18 protein-coding genes are annotated in these 19,363 nt (G+C 61.0%); 9 read left to right on the plus strand and 9 right to left on the minus strand.

What is annotated here, in order from left to right:
• Positions 1-279: 279 nt before the first annotated feature.
• Complete coding sequence (locus BR71_RS04075) at positions 280-1,359, plus strand: porin (RefSeq protein ID WP_043633045.1); 1,080 nt, start codon at positions 280-282, stop codon at positions 1,357-1,359.
• 91 nt (positions 1,360-1,450) lie between these two features.
• Here the strand turns inward: BR71_RS04075 and BR71_RS04080 are convergent, their stop codons facing one another.
• Entirely contained in the window at positions 1,451-2,347 is an 897-nt protein-coding gene (locus tag BR71_RS04080) for a LysR family transcriptional regulator (protein WP_043633048.1), read from the minus strand.
• Between the two features lie 297 nt (positions 2,348-2,644).
• On the opposite strand from BR71_RS04080, the gene speB reads away from it, so the two are divergent.
• On the plus strand, positions 2,645-3,595 hold the full coding sequence (speB, locus tag BR71_RS04085) for an agmatinase (protein WP_043633050.1): 951 nt from the start codon (positions 2,645-2,647) through the stop codon (positions 3,593-3,595).
• Positions 3,596-3,664: 69 nt separating this feature from the next.
• Positions 3,665-5,032: a sodium:solute symporter family protein gene (locus BR71_RS04090; RefSeq protein WP_043633054.1), complete on the plus strand. Its 1,368-nt coding sequence runs from the start codon at positions 3,665-3,667 to the stop codon at positions 5,030-5,032.
• Positions 5,033-5,043: 11 nt separating this feature from the next.
• Here BR71_RS04090 and BR71_RS04095 read toward each other — a convergent pair whose 3' ends face one another.
• Together BR71_RS04095 and BR71_RS22735 are read right to left on the minus strand one after the other, a co-directional pair.
• A complete protein-coding gene (locus BR71_RS04095; protein WP_043633057.1) occupies positions 5,044-5,349 on the minus strand; it encodes a hypothetical protein in 306 nt (101 codons plus the stop codon).
• 12 nt (positions 5,350-5,361) lie between these two features.
• Positions 5,362-6,228: a hypothetical protein gene (locus BR71_RS22735; protein WP_052370320.1), complete on the minus strand. Its 867-nt coding sequence runs from the start codon at positions 6,226-6,228 to the stop codon at positions 5,362-5,364.
• A gap of 524 nt (positions 6,229-6,752) precedes the next feature.
• Here BR71_RS22735 and BR71_RS04110 point away from each other — a divergent pair.
• Together BR71_RS04110 and dctA are read left to right on the plus strand one after the other, a co-directional pair.
• A complete protein-coding gene (locus tag BR71_RS04110) occupies positions 6,753-7,499 on the plus strand; it encodes a FadR/GntR family transcriptional regulator (RefSeq protein WP_208854836.1) in 747 nt (248 codons plus the stop codon).
• Between the two features lie 114 nt (positions 7,500-7,613).
• Positions 7,614-8,933: a C4-dicarboxylate transporter DctA gene (dctA, locus tag BR71_RS04115; RefSeq protein WP_043633077.1), complete on the plus strand. Its 1,320-nt coding sequence runs from the start codon at positions 7,614-7,616 to the stop codon at positions 8,931-8,933.
• A 221-nt stretch (positions 8,934-9,154) separates the two neighbouring features.
• Here dctA and lipA read toward each other — a convergent pair whose 3' ends face one another.
• From lipA to BR71_RS04135, 4 genes are all read right to left on the minus strand, one after another.
• A complete protein-coding gene (lipA, locus tag BR71_RS04120; RefSeq protein ID WP_043633080.1) occupies positions 9,155-10,102 on the minus strand; it encodes a lipoyl synthase in 948 nt (315 codons plus the stop codon).
• Entirely contained in the window at positions 10,099-10,722 is a 624-nt protein-coding gene (gene lipB / locus BR71_RS04125; protein ID WP_043633083.1) for a lipoyl(octanoyl) transferase LipB, read from the minus strand. Before lipB ends, lipA begins: the two co-directional genes overlap by 4 nt.
• Positions 10,723-10,738: 16 nt before the next feature.
• Complete coding sequence (locus BR71_RS04130; protein WP_019101294.1) at positions 10,739-11,005, minus strand: HP0495 family protein; 267 nt, start codon at positions 11,003-11,005, stop codon at positions 10,739-10,741.
• A 328-nt stretch (positions 11,006-11,333) separates the two neighbouring features.
• Positions 11,334-12,479: a D-alanyl-D-alanine carboxypeptidase family protein gene (locus BR71_RS04135; RefSeq protein ID WP_043633087.1), complete on the minus strand. Its 1,146-nt coding sequence runs from the start codon at positions 12,477-12,479 to the stop codon at positions 11,334-11,336.
• A 228-nt stretch (positions 12,480-12,707) separates the two neighbouring features.
• Between BR71_RS04135 and ilvA the strand changes: the two genes are divergently transcribed.
• Together ilvA and BR71_RS04145 are read left to right on the plus strand one after the other, a co-directional pair.
• A complete protein-coding gene (ilvA, locus tag BR71_RS04140; RefSeq protein WP_043633563.1) occupies positions 12,708-14,237 on the plus strand; it encodes a threonine ammonia-lyase, biosynthetic in 1,530 nt (509 codons plus the stop codon).
• 63 nt (positions 14,238-14,300) lie between these two features.
• Complete coding sequence (locus tag BR71_RS04145) at positions 14,301-14,948, plus strand: HAD family hydrolase (protein WP_043633090.1); 648 nt, start codon at positions 14,301-14,303, stop codon at positions 14,946-14,948.
• Positions 14,949-15,012: 64 nt separating this feature from the next.
• Here BR71_RS04145 and BR71_RS04150 read toward each other — a convergent pair whose 3' ends face one another.
• Together BR71_RS04150 and BR71_RS04155 are read right to left on the minus strand one after the other, a co-directional pair.
• Positions 15,013-16,143: a M14 family metallopeptidase gene (locus tag BR71_RS04150; protein ID WP_043633093.1), complete on the minus strand. Its 1,131-nt coding sequence runs from the start codon at positions 16,141-16,143 to the stop codon at positions 15,013-15,015.
• Positions 16,144-16,283: 140 nt separating this feature from the next.
• On the minus strand, positions 16,284-16,838 hold the full coding sequence (locus tag BR71_RS04155; protein ID WP_019101299.1) for a phasin family protein: 555 nt from the start codon (positions 16,836-16,838) through the stop codon (positions 16,284-16,286).
• A gap of 200 nt (positions 16,839-17,038) precedes the next feature.
• Between BR71_RS04155 and phaR the strand changes: the two genes are divergently transcribed.
• Both phaR and BR71_RS22740 read left to right on the plus strand, forming a co-directional pair.
• The gene (phaR, locus tag BR71_RS04160; RefSeq protein ID WP_019101300.1) at positions 17,039-17,605 is read left to right on the plus strand and encodes a polyhydroxyalkanoate synthesis repressor PhaR; all 567 of its coding nucleotides are present in this window, start codon (positions 17,039-17,041) and stop codon (positions 17,603-17,605) included.
• A 302-nt stretch (positions 17,606-17,907) separates the two neighbouring features.
• Positions 17,908-19,209: a tetratricopeptide repeat protein gene (locus BR71_RS22740; RefSeq protein ID WP_052370321.1), complete on the plus strand. Its 1,302-nt coding sequence runs from the start codon at positions 17,908-17,910 to the stop codon at positions 19,207-19,209.
• Positions 19,210-19,363 lie beyond the last annotated feature (154 nt).

Genomic DNA, 19,363 nt, shown 5'->3' on the forward strand with positions numbered 1-19,363 from the left:
GATTCTTTTTCGATTCTTTGAGTTCGAGTCAAGTCTATCCAATCTTCTGCCCGCCGCGTGCGGGCATTTTTTTGCTCAAATGCTTGTGGTTAATGAATTTTAACAAGTTGAGAGTGAAACTTCGCCAGAGCGGTTCAGTCTGATTTCCTGAAGTCTGATGTTGTTTTTTTGACACTACTGTTGTTTAATGACCACAAGTTTGCATGGCTAGTTGCAAATGTGAAACACAGCAACTAGTATTCGCTCACTTCCTAAGTAAACAAGAAGGATAGCCACATCATGAAAAAAAGTCTGATCGCTCTGATGGTTGCCACTCTGCCGGCAGCCGCTTTCGCCGACGTAACCGTGTTCGGTACCATCAAAGGCGGCGTTGAATACGTCGACAGCAGCAAAGGCACCAAGCAAACCAATATCGACGACCTGGGTTCGCGTATCGGTTTCAAAGGCAATGAAGATCTGGGCAACGGCCTGAAGGCCATCTGGCAAGTTGAAACCGGCTTCGGCATCGACGGCCAGAGCCGCACCGGCGATAGCAGCGGTACTTTCGCCAGCCGCGAATCCTTCGTGGGCCTGTCCTCCAACTTCGGTACCTTCCGTCTGGGCCACCTGTCCACCTTCGGCGAGTCCGATATGGCTCAGGTTAACCCGTGGGAAAGCAGCAGCAACGCGCTGCAACTGAACGCCTTCACCCGCGACGACGGCTATGTTAAGAACGCCGTGCGTTTCGACACCCCGGAATTCGCCGGCTTCAAGGCTGCCTTCCTGTACGGCACCAAGGAAGACAAGCGTGGTTATGACGCTACTGTTGCCAAGCAGAACAACGACCGCGAAACCTACAACCTGGGTCTGTCCTACGAGAACAGCGGCTTCTTCGGCAAGTACCAGTTCATCCACGAAAGCCCGGTTACTGTTGGTCTGAACGCTGGCAGCAAGGCTAACAACAAGCACCGCATCGAAGCTGGCTACAACGCCAACAATATCTTCGTTGCTCTGGGCTACCGCAATGACAAGGGCGACGCTACTGTTACCCCGCAGTACTTCCTGGCTGACGCCGCAGTGGGTACTGATGGCAGCAAGTATGAATCGCAAGAGTATGCGCTGACCGCCGGCTACCAGATCGGCGCCTTCATGCCCAAGTTCACCTACGCGCAGTCCAAAGATGCTAAGGTTGATGGCGTGAAGCTGGATAACAGCGGCTACAAACAGTACCTGCTGGGTGTTGACTACAGCCTGTCCAAGCGCACCGTTATTGGCGCTCAGTACGGCGAAATCAAGGCTGACAGCGCTTACCTGAAGAGCAATGGTCAGTCCACCGACAAGATCAAGGCCTTCGGTCTGAACGTCGTACACAAGTTCTAAGCGTTACGGGCTAGACGTAAAGCTGCGAACAGTTTGAAATGCCGTCCCTGGCAACAGGGGCGGCATTTTTCATGTCCGGCGCGTGATATGGCTAGGCATGCGCGGCAATGAGGTCGGCGACGAAAGCCTGCAGAGTCGGATTGGGATGGCCACGCTTGCGGGTGACCAGCTGGAATTCGGCCCGATAGTGCCAGCGTGTTGGGTCCAGCGCACGCAGCAGGTCCTGCGTCACTAGCGGAGCGGCATAGTGTTCCGGCAAAAAGCCCAGGTGCCGGCCGGACAGGATCAGCGCGGCGATCGCCTCCATATTGTCGGCGCGGGCGCTGATGCGCCAATCCGCCACTGGCAGCCCGGTGTCCGGCAAGGGGTAGCTGCGCCAGGCCCAGTCGTGCGCGGCCAGATCGGCCGGACTCAGCGCTCCGGCTTGCGGAAACAGCGGATGGTCTCGGCCGCAGTAAGCCTGCTGCTGTTCGACGAACAGCGGCTGGTAATCCAGCTGTGGCGCGCGATGCCAGCAATAGCCGATACCCAAATGAATGCCGCCCGATAGCAAGGCCTCCTCCAGACCGCCCGGCGGCAGCATGGACAGAATCAATTCCACTGATTGTGGCCGCGCGCGAAAGCGTCGGATCGCTGCCGACAGCCGCGCGTTGGGACCCAGCGCGGTATGGCCGATCACGCCGATGCGCAGCTGCCCGACTAGTTGTCTGTCCAACTGGCGGGCTTCCTGGCAGAACACTTCAATCGACTCCAGCAGGTGCCGGCTGGCGACCAGCAGGCGCTCGCCCTTGGCGGTCAGCGCGAAGCCGCCGCGGCCGCGTTCGCACAGCCGATAGCCTAGCCGGGTTTCCAATGCCGCCAACTGATTGCTGATGGTGGACTGGCTGATGTTCAGCGTGCCCTGCGCGGCGGAAACGCCGCCGGCCTCGACCACGGCCTGAAACACGCGGATCAGCCGTAAATCCATGCTGCTCAAGGTATTGATCATGGGCCTCCGCGCCGCTTGGCGCTATGAACCTGATGACGATCTGTTGCGCTTCGTGAGACGCCGCACGGTGAGTACGGCTTCGAAATGCTCATGCGCCTCTTGTACATTCCGCTTTTTCGCTCGTTTTCGCCTTGTCTCGATCTTGCTCGCGAGGCTTTAAACAGGCTCTAAGGGTGGGAATAGACTGATTAATACATTCATTTTCATCCATGTAAACCGTGGCGTTTGGTGATGTTAGCCGCGCCCGCCGCCGCATAGACTGCTCCGACCCGATCAACTAAGGATGCAGGAGGCCCTATGTCCGCCACTTTGTTCAACCAGCCGCAGAGCGGCAATGCGATGCCGCGTTTCGGCGGCGTCGCCAGCATGATGCGCCTGCCTCTGCGCGACAGCGCCGCCGGCCTGGATGCCGCCTTCATCGGCCTGCCGCTGGATATCGGCACCTCCAACCGCAGCGGCACTCGTTTTGGTCCGCGTGAAATCCGCAGTCAGTCGGCGCTGCTGCGTCCCTACAACCTGGGCAGCGGCGCAGCGCCGTTCGAACGGTTGCAAGTGGCGGACCTAGGCGATGTCGCCACCAATCCCTATAACCTGGCGGATAGCGTGGCGCGAATCGAGGCCGCTTACGATCTGGCATTGCGGCACCCGGTGCGTTTGCTGGGCATGGGCGGCGACCACACCGTCACCTTGCCGGCGCTGCGCGCGTTGGCGCGCAAGCATGGTCCGCTGGGATTGGTGCACGTGGATGCCCACGCCGACGTCAACGACGAGATGTTCGGCGAGAAGATCGCGCATGGCACCACCTTCCGCCGCGCCTGGGAGGAGGGGCTGCTGGCCGAAGGGCGGGTGGTCCAGATCGGCCTGCGCGGCAGCGGCTACGGGGCAGCGGATTTCGACTGGTCGCGCCAACGCGGTTTTAGGGTGGTGACGGCGGAGCAGTGCTGGCATCGCTCGCTGGCGCCGCTGATGGCCGAAGTGCGCGCGCAAATGGGCGAGGCGCCGGTGTATCTGAGCTTCGATATCGACGGCATCGACCCGGCGTTCGCGCCCGGCACCGGCACGCCGGAAGTGGGAGGCCTGAGTTCGATGCAGGCGCTGGAGATTGTGCGCGGCTGCCGGGGCCTGGACCTGGTGGGCGGCGATCTGGTCGAGGTGTCGCCGCCGTATGACGCCAGCGGCAACACCGCCTTGCTGGGCGCCAATCTGTTGTTCGAAATGCTGTGCGTCTTGCCCGCGCCGGCGCGCTAAGCCGCGCGGATTCCATGCACGCGAGCGCCGGAGAATGCGCCGCGGACCCGAGAACAAGAGGAGAACGAGATGAGCCTGGATCTATTGATGGTGGCCGCCTATATCGGCGCCATGTTGTGGCTGGGGTGGCTGGGCATGCGCCGTGCCAGCGACCGGGAGCAGTATTTGGTGGCTGGGCGCAATCTGGGGCCGCTAATGTATATGGGCACCATGGCGGCCACGGTGCTAGGCGGCGCGTCCACCGTGGGCACGGTCCGGCTGGGCTATGTGTACGGTATTTCCGGCTTCTGGTTGTGCGCGGCGCTGGGCAGCGGCATTGTGGTGCTCAATCTGTTTCTGGCCAAGCCGTTGTTGCGCTTGCGTGTGTTCACGGTCACCCAAGTGTTGGAGCGCCGCTATCATCCGCTGGCGCGCAAAGCCAGCGCGCTGGTGATGCTGTCCTATGCCCTGATGATCTGCGTGACCTCGGTGCTGGCGATAGGCACGGTGATGCAAGTGCTGTTCGAATTGCCGTTCTGGCTGGCCGTCGTCATCGGCGGCGGAGTGGTAGTGGCTTACTCCACCATCGGCGGCATGTGGTCGCTGACGCTGACCGACATCGTGCAATTCGTCATCAAAACGGTTGGCCTGATGCTGGTGCTGCTGCCAATCTGTCTGTGGCGGGTGGGAGGCTGGGAACAATTGGCCGTCCGGCTGCCGGCGTCCGCGTTCAGTGTCGCGGGCCTGGGCTGGGGGACGGTGCTGACGTATTTTCTGATCTATTTTTTCGGCATCATCATCGGCCAGGACGTGTGGCAGCGGGTGTTTACCGCGCGCGACGGCAAGGTGGCGTCTTATGCCGGCAGCGCCGCCGGCTTGTATTGCCTGTTGTATGGGCTTGTTTGCGCGCTGATCGGCATGGCGGGGCGGGTGTTGTTGCCAGAATTGGAGAACCCGAACAACGCCTTCGCCGCTGTTGTCAAAGGCGTGTTGCCGGACGGCGTGCGCGGCCTGGTGATCGCAGCGGCGTTGGCGGCGATGATGTCCACCGCCAGCGCCGCCTTGCTGGCCGCGTCGACCACTCTGACCGAGGATTTGCTGCCGGGGGAGAGGGCCGGTTTGTGGCGCAACCGGGCGGCCACCTTGCTGGCCGGCGTCTTGGTGCTGGCGCTGGCGATGCTGGTGAATGACGTGATCCAGGCGCTGACTCTGGCCTACAACCTGCTGGTGGGCAGCATGCTGGTGCCGCTGCTGGCGGCGATTTGCTGGCCGCGGGCCACGACCGCCGGCGCGGTAAGCGCGATGCTGGGCGGCTTGGGCGTGGCGGTGTTCTTCATGCTGAGGGATGGCTTGGACGCCAATACGCCGATTTATTTCAGCTTGCTGACCAGTGCTGGCCTGATGCTGGTTCTGAGCCTGGCGGACGGCCGCGCGCGGCCGTATCCGGCACGGAAGTAGCCGCGGGCTTATCAGGCCAGCAGTTTGGCCACCGCGCTTATGGCCTTTGCAGTGAGTTTGATGGTGTCGCCCACGCGTTGCAGTTGCTGTCCGGCGTGGTCTGCGGCATCCGTCGCCGCCTGCAGCGCGACGATAGCGCGTTGGAAGTCTTCTGCATCGGCGTTCAAGTCCCGCGCGATCAACGCCAGGGTCTGGTTGGCCAATTCATCTTGCTGCGCCAGCAAGGTTCGGCTATCCGCGCCCTGGCTGGCGACTGCCAGGTTGTTGATGCGGGATGCCAGGCCGCTGGCAAGTTCGGTGACTCGGTGGCTGTCCATGTGCTGCCTCCTTTATTTGGCGGGCAGATCGCGATAAAAATTGCGTAGCCGCCTGGCTTCGGCGGCGAAGTCGCGCAGCGCTTGCAGTTTGGGTTGGGGCGAGTCCAGGCTCTGCAGCAATTGGCGGTTGGTGTCGGGAAAGCCTTGAATCGCTTTGTCGCTGGCCTGCAGAGCGGCCTCGATCAGTTCGAATTCTCGCAGCCGGTCGGCGATGGCGAGATCGAATTGGTAGCGTTCCCAGCTGCCGTAGGGCGGCCGGTTGAAATTGGCGTGGCGCAGCAGGCTGTCCCTGAGCACGCCTAGGTAGCTGGGCAGTGTGCCCAAGGTTCGGTGGCTGCCGGTGGCCAGCAGTTCCAGTCCGGGCTGGGCGGTGGACATGGTGTTCCGCAGTGCGTTCTTGCGTTGGGCCGTTGTGAGCTGGCGACCGAGCGCGTCTGCCGTGGTGGCCAGAATCTTGGCTGCGGTTGCGTCGCCGCCGCGTAGTTTGAGGTCCTGAATGCTGTCGGACAAGTCTTGGGCGGCTGCGTCGACCCTAGTGTCTGCCTCCCGGTCGCCAGCCAGGCTGCGCAAGGTCCGGGTGTATTTTTCCAGCGCGTCCAGCGTCGCCTGCAACTGTCCCAGGGCGGGGCCGAGATCGTAGCTGGCGCCGTTGCCGGTTTGCGGATGGAAGGTGTCCGTGCGCAAAGGGGCGTTGGGCGCGGTGAGCACCGCGTTGAGGCGCGTGCTCTGCTGGATCCGCGCCAGGGTGCCGGCGGAGCTTTGCGTGACGCTGCGGGCTGCGTCGTCGAAATCGGCGAATGGCTTGTCCGGAGCGTTGGCGCAGGCGGCCAGCAGCAGCGGCAGCAAGGGCAGCAGGCGATGAGCGGGGCGGACGGACATGGCGCGGCTCCATCGGCAAGCGGGCGCTGTCGCGACCGCGCAGTTTGAGGGATGTAACGGTGCGCGTACGCTATGGCGGGCGCATGTCGCGGTATAGGCGATTAGCCGTTGCCCCGAGCCTGTACCAAAGATACGGCAATGCAAAAGGGAGTCGCTAAGCCCCCTTTGGCTTAGCTGCTTCCGTCGTTCTTGTTAGGCCTGCCAGGAGGGCGACATGGGTGAACACGTCTAAGAACCTGTTCACGGTCTGCTGCGCTGCGGGGATACGGCGTTAAAAACTAGCTCAAAAGGCTCATGTGCCGCTGGACATTCCGCAGACAAGCCCCACAGGCAAGCCGACGGCCTGCGGCCCGATGGCAGCAGTGGTAAGTTCTGCCGTCCGGCGTGTTGCAGAAATGTCACCGGCGGCTATGCCGCAACTGGCTTGACCGCAGGCGATTCTGGATGACGGCGGCGCCGCTTGGTCTTCGGCAAAGGATTGGTCTTACTGGTAATACCAGTTGGACCAGTGTAGCGTGCCGTTTATGACTAATCATATTCTTGATCGCCTGCCCGTCATGTTCACTTCTTCAAAACTGGGTGATGTTGCCGCTCGCAACATCCTTGATGCAATTAAGCGCGGTATTTGGCTGCCTGGAGAGATGCTGCCGTCGCAGCGGGATCTGGCCGAGCAGTTTGGCATCAGCCGCCCGCCGCTGCGTGAGGCGATTTCTGTGCTTGAGGCCTTGGGATTTGTCCGTTCTCATCCGGGTAAGGGTGTGTTTGTGGTCAGCGCCGATCCGCAGGGGGAGCCGTTTGCGCCGCCGACTGTGCGCCCGGAGGATGTGTTCCAACTTCGCCTGGCGCTGGAGCCATTCGTGGTGGGCTTGGTTGCGCAGTCGATCGCTTCCGAAGAACTGATGCAGTTGCGGCTGACGCTGTTGGATATGCGTGAGGCGTTGGAGGCCGGCGAAATGGCCGCGGCGGTGGAGGCGGACATCCTGTTCCACCGGCAGTTGGTGGGGTTTAGCCGTAATCCGGTGTTCAAACAGTCCATGGAGCAGGCCAGCGAGGCCATCGGTCACGCACGCGCCATCATGCTGGCGCGGCCGCAGGAGTTGCAGGCGGCGTTGATTGAGAAAGAGGCCATTTTGCGGGCCATCAAGGCGCATGACAGCGCGGCGGCCAGCGCCGCCATGCAACAGCACATCATTCATGCTTGCGAACGCTTGGGGATTCCGGTTCGTGGCACGTCTGTCGTCTGGTCACAACAAGGGGAGGGTGGTACCTAAGCCAGTTGGGTGTTGGAAGCCGTTTCCGGAAGGCCGCCGCGTCAACCGTTTTGGCCTGGATGACTTGTCTGGGCGGCTTCTCGCCATGCCTCCTCATTAGGAGAAAGGGAAGCTATGCTGCGTTTGACTAAGAAGTCGTTGTTTGTACGAGTCATGATCGGACTTGTCCTCGGCATCTGCGCCGGCTTGTTGTGGCCGGAACAGGCTCTACAGTTGAAACCGTTGGGCGATGGTTTTATCAAGCTGATCAAGATGCTGATTGCGCCGATTGTATTCTGTGTGGTGGTGAGCGGGATTACCGGCGCGGGTGACTTGAAAAAAGTGGGCCGGGTGGGGTTGAAGGCCATTGTCTATTTTGAGCTGGTCACGACTCTGGCGCTGGCTTTGGGCCTGCTGTTGGCTCTGCATAGCAGTATCGGTTTAGGGATGAATGTGGATGTCGGCTCCTTGGATACCCAGGCTATGGCTGCTTATGCCGACAGGGCCCAAGCTTTGCAGCATGGCAGCGCCTGGTCGTTTTTCATGAACTTGATTCCCGGCACGGTGTTTGGCGCGCTGGCCTCGGGCGATATCTTGCAGGTGTTGGTGTTTGCCTTATTGTTTGGTTGCGCCTTGAATCTAGTGCGCGATTCCGCTGGTGGAGTGATTCGGCTGGTGCATGAGGCGGGCCATGTGTTTTTCAAGCTGATCGGCCTGGTGGTGCAGCTGGCGCCGCTGGGGGTGTTCGGCTCCATTGCCTTTACCACCGCCAGTTACGGGGTGTCGTCCTTGCAGCAGCTAGGCGGTCTGGTGCTAATGTTTTATCTCACTTGCGCTTTGTTTGTGCTGGTGGTTTTGGGGACGATTTTGCAGTTGGCCGGCCTTAACATCATCGCGTTTTTGCGCTACCTGAAAGACGAGCTGTCTATCGTGATGGGGACGGCCTCATCGGATGCGGTGTTGCCACAGGTTATGCGCAAGCTTGAGCATCTGGGCATTGGCAACGCCACTGTGGGCCTGGTGATTCCGACGGGGTATTCGTTCAATCTTGATGGTTTTTCCATTTATCTGACACTGGCGGCAGTGTTTATCGCTCATGCCACCAATACGCCGCTGTCCAATTACGATTTATTGACCATTTTGGCGGTGTCGTTGGTGACCTCCAAGGGCGCGCATGGCGTTCCTGGCTCGGCCTTGGTGATTCTGGCGGCGACGTTGTCGGCGATACCGGCCATTCCGGTGATCGGGCTGGTACTGGTGTTGTCCGTGGACTGGTTCATGGGCATTGCTCGGGCCTTGACCAATTTGATCGGCAATTGCGTGGCCACGGTGGTGGTGGCGCGCTGGGAGCGGGATATGGACCTGGCGCGGGCGCGTAATGTGCTGGGGCGCAAGCAGGGCTATGAATATGTGGCACAGCCAGCTGTAAGTGCCGGTTCCCTGGCGGATCGTTGAGCCAGGTTCTTGCGGCTGGCGGCTTTGAGAATGTTCCCGCTTTAGTGGGGCGCCATGCGCGTTGAAGGCCATCGTACGGGGCCGAGGCATCTGGGCGTCTATCCTTGCCGGATGCGCGTAGAAAACGCCATAAAAAAAGCCTGATCATGAATGTGATCAGGCTTTTTTAAGTTTGGAGCTCAATGCCAGCCCGCGTTATTGGGCTGCCATTAAAATGTCACTTACACGCCGGCTTCGTGTGCCTGCACATCCGCGTGGTAGCTGGAACGCACCATCGCGCCTACCGCGGCGTGGACGAAGCCCATTTCATAGGCTTTTTTCTCGAACATCTTGAACACGTCCGGATGCACGTAGCGCAGTACCGGCAGGTGGCCGTCGGATGGCTGCAGGTACTGGCCTATGGTCAGCATGTCCACATTGTGGGCGCGCAGGTCGCGCATCACTTCCAGGATTTCCTCGTCGGTCTCGCCCAGGCCCACCATCAGGCCGGATTTGGTGCGGACATTGGGGTTCTTGGCCTTGTAGTCCTTCAGCAATTGCAGCGAGTGAGCGTAATCCGAGCCAGGGCGCGCCTGCTTGTACAGCCGGGGCACGGTTTCCAGGTTGTGGTTCATCACGTCCGGCGGCGTTTGGCTCAGGATGTCGACGGCCACGTCCAGGCGGCCGCGGAAGTCCGGCACCAGGGTCTCGATCTGGGTGTTGGGGGACATTTCGCGCACCGAGTTGATGCAGTCGGCGAAATGCTGGGCGCCGCCGTCGCGCAAATCGTCGCGGTCCACCGAGGTGATCACCACGTATTTCAGCTTCATCGCGGCCACGCTCTCAGCCAGGTGGCGTGGTTCGTCCGGGTCCAGCGGGTTGGGACGGCCGTGGCCCACGTCGCAGAACGGGCAGCGACGGGTGCAGATGTCGCCCATGATCATGAAGGTGGCGGTGCCTTTGCTGAAACATTCGCCAATGTTCGGGCAGGTGGCTTCCTCACAGACGGTGTGCAGCTTTTGTTCGCGCAGAATCTGTTTGATCTCGTGGAAGCGCTGACCGTTGGGCAGCTTGGCGCGGATCCATTCCGGTTTTTTCAGCTTTTCGTCCAGCGGGACGATCTTGATGGGGATGCGGGCGGTTTTGGCCGCGCCCTTGTGTTTGACCCCAGCCTGGTTTTCCGGCTTCATGTCAGTTCCTTGGTGCTGTTCAGGAGGCGCTCCAGATGCGGCAGCAGCGTATCGGCGGCGGCGGCAAGGCTCAGCTCCACTCCCAGTTGTTTCAGGTCGGTCACCTTGAGGTTGGCGTAACCGCAAGGGTTGATGGAATCGAAAGGCTCCAGGTCCATGTCCACATTGAAGCTGAGGCCATGGTAGACCGCGTGGTTCTTGATGCGCAGGCCCAGCGAGGCGATCTTGGCGCCGGCCACGTAAACGCCGGGCGCGTCCACATCGCCGTTGCCGTGAATGCCCAGCTCCGCCAGCGTGTCTATCACCGCCTGTTCGATGCGGCGCACCAGCTCGCGCACGCCTATGCCCATGCGCTTGAAGTCCACCAGCAGGTAAACCACCAACTGGCCGGGGCCGTGATAGGTAATCTGGCCGCCGCGGTCTGTTTTCACTACCGGGATGGCGGTGGCGTGCAGCAGGTGTTCCGGCTTGCCGGCCAGGCCCTGGGTGTAGACGGGCGGGTGTTCCACCACCCACAGTTCATCGGGGGTGTCTGCGTTGCGGGCGTCGGTGAACGCCTGCATGGCGCGCCAGGTTGGTTCGTAATCCACCCGGCCCAGATGTTTGACGATGCGCGACACGGCAATCTCCAGGCGCTTAGAGCACCATTTTCACCATCGGATGGCCGGTCAGCGACAGATAGATGTTGTCCAGCTGTTGACGCGAAGTAGCGGTGACGGTGACGGTCAGCGCGTAGAAGCGGCCATTGGAGCTTTCGCGCAGCGTGACGTCGTGGTCGGCCAGGTCTGGCGCGTTGACGCGCACAACCTCGGTGATGGTGAGGACGAAATCCTCGTGGCGCTCGCCCATCACCTTGATGGGGAAGCGACAGGGGAATTCCATGAGTTCCTGTTTTTCAGACATATTCAATCAAATCCGCTAACAACGTGTTTACGATTTCGCAGTCAAGAGCGAGACAAGGCGAAAACAGCTGAGAAAGCGGAGTGTACACACGGTACATGAGCATCTCGAAGGCGTTTTCAACGCTGTGTCGCCGAAGCGCAGCAGATCGTAAACAGGTTCTAAAGACGCCGCGCCCGAAACGGGCAAAGGCGCAGCAGCCAGTTGTACTGCAAACCGGGCCATCCGCGCCAATACATTTTACGGTCGTCTTTATTGCTAAAACGTCACATCATAATACAGCAGCGGCGTCCGGGCGATGCCCGGCGCCGCGATCAACGGCGGACGCCGTTTATTTCCAGCCCAGCATCAGCTTGATGCTGTCCCACAGCCGGCTGAAGAAGCCGCCTTCTTCCACTGCTTTCAAGGCCACCACCGGGCGTTCGAACAGCGGCTTGCCGTCCAGGGAAACCACCAGCTTGCCCACCACCTGGCCGGCTTTGACCGGGGCGATCAGCGGCTGCATCGTGGTCAGGTCTGCCTTGAGCTTGGCGGCCTGGCCCTTGGCCACGGTGGCGAAGACATCGTTGGCGAAGCCGACGGAAACGGTTTTGGCCGCGCCCTTGTAGATGGGCAGCTCGGACACCGGTTTGGCACCGCTATACAGTTTGGGCGTATCGTAAAACTGCAAGCCGTAGTTGAGCAGCTTGGAGCTTTCCACCGCGCGCGCCTCCGGGCTGGCGGTGCCCACCACCACCGAAATCACGCGACGGCCGTCGCGATGGCTGGTGGTGATCATGTTGTAGCCGGCGCTGTCGGTGTAGCCTGTTTTCATGCCGTCGACGTTGGGGTCGCGGTAGAGCAGCAGGTTGCGGTTGGGCTGCTTGATGTTGTTATAGGTGAAGGACTTGATCGAGTAGATCGGGTAGAACTCCGGAAAGTCGCGGATCAGCGCGCCGGCCAGAATGCCCAGATCGTGCACGGTAGTGTAGTGCTCCGGATTGGGCAGGCCGGTGGCGTTGCGGAACTGGGTGTTCTTCATGCCCAGCTTCTGTGCCTGCTGGGTCATCACTTGTGCGAACACTTCTTCGCTGCCGGCAATGGCTTCGGCCAGCGTCACGCAGGCGTCGTTGCCGGATTGCACGATCATGCCCTTGATCAGGTCATCGACTTTGGCCGGGACCTTGGGGTCCAGGAACATGCGCGAGCCTTCGGTCTTCCAGCCCTTTTGCGACACCGTCAGTGTTTGCTCCAGGGTCAGCCGCTTTTCCTTCAAGGCCTTGAAGGTGAGGTAGGCGGTCATCAGTTTGGTCAGCGAGGCCGGCTCCACGCGAGCGTCCGGGTCGCGCTCCGCCAGCACTTGTCCGCTGTTGAAGTCGGTCAGGTAATAGGCCTTGCCGGCGATCTCGGGCGCGGGCGGCAGGAAGGCGGCGGAAGCGAAAGAGACGGACGGCAGCGCGATCGCCGCTGCCGTGAGAATGCTGGTGAATGTTTTCATTGTTCCTATGGGCAACGCTGGGGGTTGAAGTCCAAATAGTAGCCGTTGATTATACACGCGGATTGCCGTCCGGTTGCCGCGAAGTGGCGATTTTCTGTGGGCGGGACGGCTGGGGCCGTTGCGATGCCGCAATGCAACAATCCAATATTATCAAGGCTTCCCGTTCAGTTGGAGTTCCTGCTACTCTGGCAGTTCAAGGAAAATAATGATCGGGACAAAGGCTTTGCCATGCAAGAGAAGCAAGACTATCTGGAACGCATCCTGACGTCGCGGGTTTACGACGTCGCCATCGAAACGCCGCTGGAGCTGGCGCCCAATCTGTCGCGCCGCTATCGCAACACGATTCTGCTCAAGCGCGAGGATCTGCAGCCGGTGTTCTCCTTCAAGCTGCGCGGCGCCTACAACAAGATGGCCAAGCTCAGCGCGGAGCAGCGCGCGCGCGGCGTGATCACCGCCAGCGCCGGCAACCATGCGCAGGGCGTGGCGCTGTCCGCCAGCAGGCTGGGTTGCGAAGCCACCATCGTGATGCCGGTGACCACCCCGCAGATCAAAATCGACGCGGTCAAGCAATACGGCGGCCTGGTGGTGTTGCATGGGGACTCTTTCAACGAGGCCTTTCTGCACGCATCCGAATTAGCCGCTCAAAACGGCATGACGTATATTCCTCCGTTCGACGATCCGGACGTGATCGCCGGCCAGGGCACCATAGGCATGGAGATTTTGCGTCAACATCCGGACGGCTTGAACGCGATCTTCGTCGCCATCGGCGGCGGCGGTTTGGCTGCCGGCATCGCCAGCTTCATCAAACGGCTGAAGCCGGACATCAAGGTGATTGGCGTGCAGCCGGTGGATTCCGACGCAATGCGTCAATCCATCGCCAAGGGCGAGCGGGTGGAGTTGAAGGACGTGGGCTTGTTCGCCGACGGGGTGGCGGTGAAGCTGGTGGGCGAGGAGACCTTCCGCATCTGTCGCGAATTGCTGGACGAGATCATCCTGGTGGACACCGACGCCATCTGCGCGGCGATCAAGGACATCTTCGAAGATACCCGCTCCATCGTGGAGCCGGCGGGCGCCTTGGCGGTGGCCGGCGCCAAGGCTTACGTGGAGCGCGAAGGCTGCGTGGATCAGACTCTGGTGGCGATCTCCTGTGGCGCGAATATGAATTTCGATCGCCTGCGCCATGTGTCCGAGCGTTCCGAGCTAGGCGAGCGGCGCGAGGCCATCATCGCGGTGACCATTCCGGAAAAACCGGGCAGCTTCAAGCGCTTCTGTACCGTGATCGGGGGCCGCAACATCACCGAGTTCAATTATCGCTTTGCCGATCCAGGCACCGCTCATGTCTTCGTCGGCGTGCAAATCAGCGGCAAGCAGGACCTGGAGGGCATACTCGCCAGCCTCAATGCTCACGAGCTGGAGAGCATTGACCTGACTGATAATGAGCTGGCCAAGCTGCATATTCGTCATTTGGTGGGCGGCCATGCGCCGCAGTTGAAGGACGAGCGGGTGCTGCGCTTCGAGTTTCCGGACCGTCCCGGCGCGCTGATGCGTTTCCTGGAAGCGATGAGCGTGGACTGGAACATCAGCTTGTTCCATTATCGCAATCACGGCGCGGATTACGGCCGCGTATTGGTGGGCGTTCAGGTGCCGGCCAGCGACGATGCCGAGTTCCAGCGTTTCCTCGATAATCTGGGCTATCCCTATGTCGAGGAAACCCAGAATCCGGCTTACAAGCTGTTTCTGGGCAAGACCATACGTTGAACCGGGCCGGCGGGCTGCTTATGGTCGGCAGCCTGACGTCGCGCTCCTTCATTGAAGCGAATCATGATCAAGGCAGTTCTATTCGATCTGGACGGCACCCTGGCCGACACCGCGCGTGATCTGGGCGCCGCGCTCAACCGCTTGTTGGCCGAGGAGGGCCTGCCGCCGCAGCCTTACGCGGCGGTGCGGCCCATCGCCAGCCATGGCGCGCGCGGGCTGGTCAGCCTGGGTTTCGGCATAGACCGTGAACACCCTCGTTTCGAGGAGTATCGTTTGCGCTTCTTGGATCATTACGAGCACAGCTTCGCCGACGAGACTGTATTGTTCGACGGCGTCAACGGCCTGATCCAGGGCTTGATGGACAAGGGGCTGACGTGGGGCATCATCACCAATAAGCCGATGCGCTTTACCGACCGCTTGGTGCCGTCGTTGCCTTTTATCACGGCGCCGGCGGTGACGGTCAGCGGCGACACCGTGGGCGTGCCCAAGCCGGACCCGAGGCCGATGCGTTATGCGGCCGATCAGATCGGCATCGCGCCCGAGCATTGCCTGTACGTGGGCGACGCCGAGCGCGACATCGCCGCCGGCCGCAGCGTGGGCATGAAAACGGTGTTGGCCAATTGGGGTTACATTGCCGACAGCGACCGGCCGGCGGAGTGGGGCGCCGACCTCGCCATCGATTATCCGCTGCAATTGCTCGACTACGTTTGAGCGGCGGCGGGAATGAAAAAAGCCACGGTGTCCCGTGGCTTTTTTGTTTTCGGCCTGATGGCTCTCAGGCGCGCAGGTTTTGCGCTATCGCATAGATGGGGGACAGGGCCGCCTCGCCTAGGCGCAGGCTGCGCTGTCCGCTCCAGCCGAAGTCGTCGTCCGGCAGATTGGCGTTGTCCTTGAACGGCATTTCCAGCGTGAAGGCGAGGCAGCCGAAGTTTTCGCACACCCAGTTGGTGGCGATGGTCATATTGGCCTTGCCCGGCGCGTTGCGCGGGTAGCCGTGCTCGGTCTGGTAGTCCGGGCTGGCCAGCAGCAAGTGGTGGCGGAACTGGTCGGCCAGGGTTTCCAGTCGCTCGTTCCACGACGGCACGCCCTCGGTGCCGGCCAGGAACACATAGGGGATGTTCTCATCGCCGTGGATGTCCAGGAACAGGTCCACGCCGGTTTCCTGCATCTTGTTGCGCACCGCCAGCACTTCCGGGCTGGTTTCCGCGCTGGGGTTGGCCCATTCACGATTGAGGTTGGCGCCCGCGGCGTTGGTGCGCAGGTTGCCTAGCACCGAGCCGTCCGGATTCATGTTCGGCACCACGTAGAAGGTGGCGCGGTCCAGCAGCGCGCGGCTGGTGGGGTCTTGCGGGTCCAGCAGGCGATTGAGCAGGCCCTCGATAAACCATTCCGCCATGGTTTCGCCGGGGTGTTGGCGGGCGATGATCCAGATTTTCAGATCCGATTCCACCTCGTGGCCTATGGTCAGCAGATTGATGTCGCGCTGCTGCACGGTAAAGCCCAGGTCGCTGACCTGACACAGGCCAGAGCCTTGCGCCTGGCCGATCAGGTTCAGATGCTGATCGTAGGAATAGGGTTCGAAATAGGCGTAATAGATGCTGCCGGACAACGGCACATGATCTATCGTCATCACCCCGTTTTCGTAGTGGGTGGGCACGCGGAACCAGTTGATGCGGTCGTAGGAGGCCACCGCCTGGTAGTCGATCCAGCCATCCGGATACGCGCTTTGGCCGGCGTTCAGAAAGTTGAAGGTGCAGTGCTGATAAGCGGCGCCTTGCACGCGGAAGTAAAACCACTGGGCAAATTCGGCCGCATTGTCGCGGCGGATGCGCAGTTGGATGTCTTCGTAGTTGTTGGCGGAGACGATCTCGATGCTGCCGGCGTCAAAGTTGCTGCTGATTTTCATGCGCTGAACCTATTGGTTTCCTGAAACGTGCTTAAGGCTGCGATTGTAAACCTGTCGTCGCTCACATGCCATCCTCCGGCGCAAGGCAAAGAAAAACCCCGTCGGCTGGACGGGGTTGTGCTTTAGCCTTAAAACTGCGCTTAGGCGGTGGGCGCGCGCTTGCTGGCGGTCTTCACGGCATCGGCGGTGGCGCTGGTGGCGGCCTTGACGCTGCTGTCGGTGAATTCCACCACTTGCTGGGCGGCTTTGCTGAAGGTGTTGACCGCGGCGGCGGCGGCGGCCACCGAGCTCTTCACCGCGTTCAGCGCGGCGTCGGAGCCGGCCGGAGCATTCTTGGCCGCGGACTCGATCGCGCCGATCAGCGACTTGTTGAAGCTGCCCAGGTTTTCTTCAGCCAGCTTGGTCAGTTCGCTTTGAGCGGAGGAAACGATGTCGTACAGATTGCGGGAGTTGGCCAGAGCGGTGTCGATGTTCTGGGTGGCCAGCTTGTTCAGATGGCTGACCGCTTCTTGCGGGTCGGTCACGCCGCTCAGTTGCTTGGCGATTTTGACGTTTTCTTCCAGCGACTGCTTGGAGATTTCCAGGTTCAGCTTGACCAGGCGCTCGGCGCTATCCAGAGTGATTTGCGAAAAGCGGAAAATAGTTTCCAGACCGTTGAGGGACAGCTTGTTCAGTTGCTCATTGCTGATGGACATAATGTATTCCTCCGCTGTGGGGTGAGGCCTTCTAAGGAGATAGTCTGAATCAAAAATTTTGCACTGCACAATGACGTCTAAATGTATCATGCAATGCAGCAAAATTGGGAGCATTGACTGAAGATTTACTCTAGCGTGTTGTATTTATGATAAATTGCCGGCACACGGCACACCGTAACAAAATAAACCGGGAGCGTTACATGAGTGTTGAAAAGCGGGTCATCAAAAAGTACCCGAACCGCCGGCTGTACGATACCGCCACCAGTTCCTACATCACCTTGGGGGATGTGAAGCAATTGGTGCTTGATAATGTGGATATTCAAGTCGTCGACGCCAAGAGCCAAGAGGACATCACCCGCAGTGTGCTGTTGCAGATCATCCTGGAGGAGGAGAACGGCGGCATGCCGATGTTCAGCTACGAGGTGCTGACCCAGTTCATCCGCTCTTACGGCCAGGCCATGCAAGGCATGATGGGGCCTTTCCTGGAGAACAATCTGCAACTGTTCGCCCAGCTGCAGCAGAAAATGCAGGAACAAACCCGCGCGATTTACGGCGACAACACCATGTTGAACGCTAATCTGTGGGGGGAGTTCATGAAATTTCAGGGGCCGGCGGTGCAGAACATGATGGCCAACTACATGGAACAGAGCACCAGCATGTTCCTGGACATGCAGAACCGGATGCAGGAACAGACCAAGCAACTGTTCGGCGGCTTCGCTTTCCCGGCATACAAGCAGGGCGGCGAGGACGACAAAGACCCGTCCTAAAAACCTGTTTACGATCTGCCGCGCTATGGCGATGCGGCGTGAAAAACGGCTTCGGAAAGCGGATGAGTTTTCCGAAGCTTCGCTAAGCGCAGCAAAGATTGAGCAGAGGCGGCCGGCTGGAGTGGCCGCCTGTCCGTTTCCATCTGCCGCTCCCTTGGAGGGCTTGCCATGCTTACCCCCGCATGCTGGATGCCGAGCGCCGTTGACGGCGTCTATTTCTCTCGAGCGGCGTTCGCCGCGTTTCGTTTTCCCCTGTTTTCATTAGACGATTCAAACCGGTTGAGCCGGCAAGGCGCCACGACATGTCCGCCGAGGACTTGAACGCTTGCTTGCGCGAGGCGCAGCGCAGTCATTTAGAGGGGGACTGGGCGGAGGCAGAACGGCGCTACCGCTCCTGCTTGCGCGATTGGCCGGCTTGCGCCGCCGCCAAATCCTTCCTGGCTTTCCTATTGCTGCAGACTCAGCGTCCGGGGGAGGCTGAATCTTTGTTGAGCGAGGCGATTTGCTCGGAAACAGGCCATGCGGACTGGCATTTCAGCTTGGGCATGGCGCAGGCGCGACAGGGGCGCTTGGGCGACGCGCGGCGGGCTTTCGCCGCGGCTGCGGAGCTGGACGGCGGACAGCCTATGTATTGGACCAACCTGGCCGCCGCCTGCGAGCAGGGCGATGATTTAGCCGCCGCGGAACAGGCTTGCCGGCAGGCGCTGGCAGTGGACGGAGCTTGCGCCGACGCGCACTTTCTGCTGGCCGGATTGTATTTGCGCCAGGAACGCCATGCCGAGGCGCGGCGGCACAACGCGTTGGGCATCGTGGCGCGGCCCGCCGAGCATGGGCCGATTGCGCGCATCGAGGCCTACTGCGAGTTGGACCGGCGCGAAGAAGCCTTGGCGCTGCTGCGCGGCTGGCTGGCGCAGGTGCCGGATGATCCGGTGGCCTTGCACCTGCTCGCCGCCTGCGGCGGCGCGGAGCCGCCGCCGCAATGTAGTCCCGAGTTCATCCGGCGGACTTTCGACGCCAACGCCGAGGCGTTTGACGCGACCCTGGCCAGCTTGCGCTACCAGGGGCCGCAGTGGCTGGCGCAATGCCTGAAGCGGTTGGGGCCGCCAACGGCCGCTCTGGAGGTCCTGGATCTGGGCTGCGGCACCGGGCTGGCCGGCGTTGCGCTGCGGCCGTACGCGCGTCGTTTGCAGGGGGTGGATATCAGCGGAGAGATGCTGGGGCGCGCCGCAGCCAAGAGCGTGTACGACGCCTTGACTCAAGGCGACATCATTGAATTTCTGGCGGAGCTGCCTCCGGCTAGCGATCTGATCTGCTGCCTGGACACCCTCAGCTATTTTGGCGATCTGGGACCGGCCTTAAACTGGATGGCGCGTGCGCTCAAGCCGGGCGGCCTGTTGCTGTTCAGCATTGAGCGCGCGCTGAGGGCCTTGCCCGAAGGCCACCTGCTGCAGCCCTGCGGGCGCTATCTGCATGATCCGGACCGGGTGGAGGCGCAACTGATGGCGTGCCGGCTGCGGCTGTTGGAACGGCAAGACATGATGTTGCGGGAGGAAGCGGGGTGCCCGGTGCCCGGCGCCTTTTTCTGCGCCGAACGTTTGGACTGAGCCCGCACGTTTGCGTTTTGTGAGCCAGGGCGAGACAAGGCGTTGCGCTTGACGAGGCGGAGGTGGAGGCGCCGGACTTGACTATCAAGCGAGGTTTGAAAGGGGATCGTTGCTTGCCGGCGTCCCTATCCTGCCCGGCGCGGGGCCGGCGAAA

The organism is Chromobacterium haemolyticum DSM 19808, assembly GCF_000711885.1.
In the GTDB taxonomy this organism is placed as follows: Bacteria; Pseudomonadota; Gammaproteobacteria; order Burkholderiales; family Chromobacteriaceae; genus Chromobacterium; species Chromobacterium haemolyticum.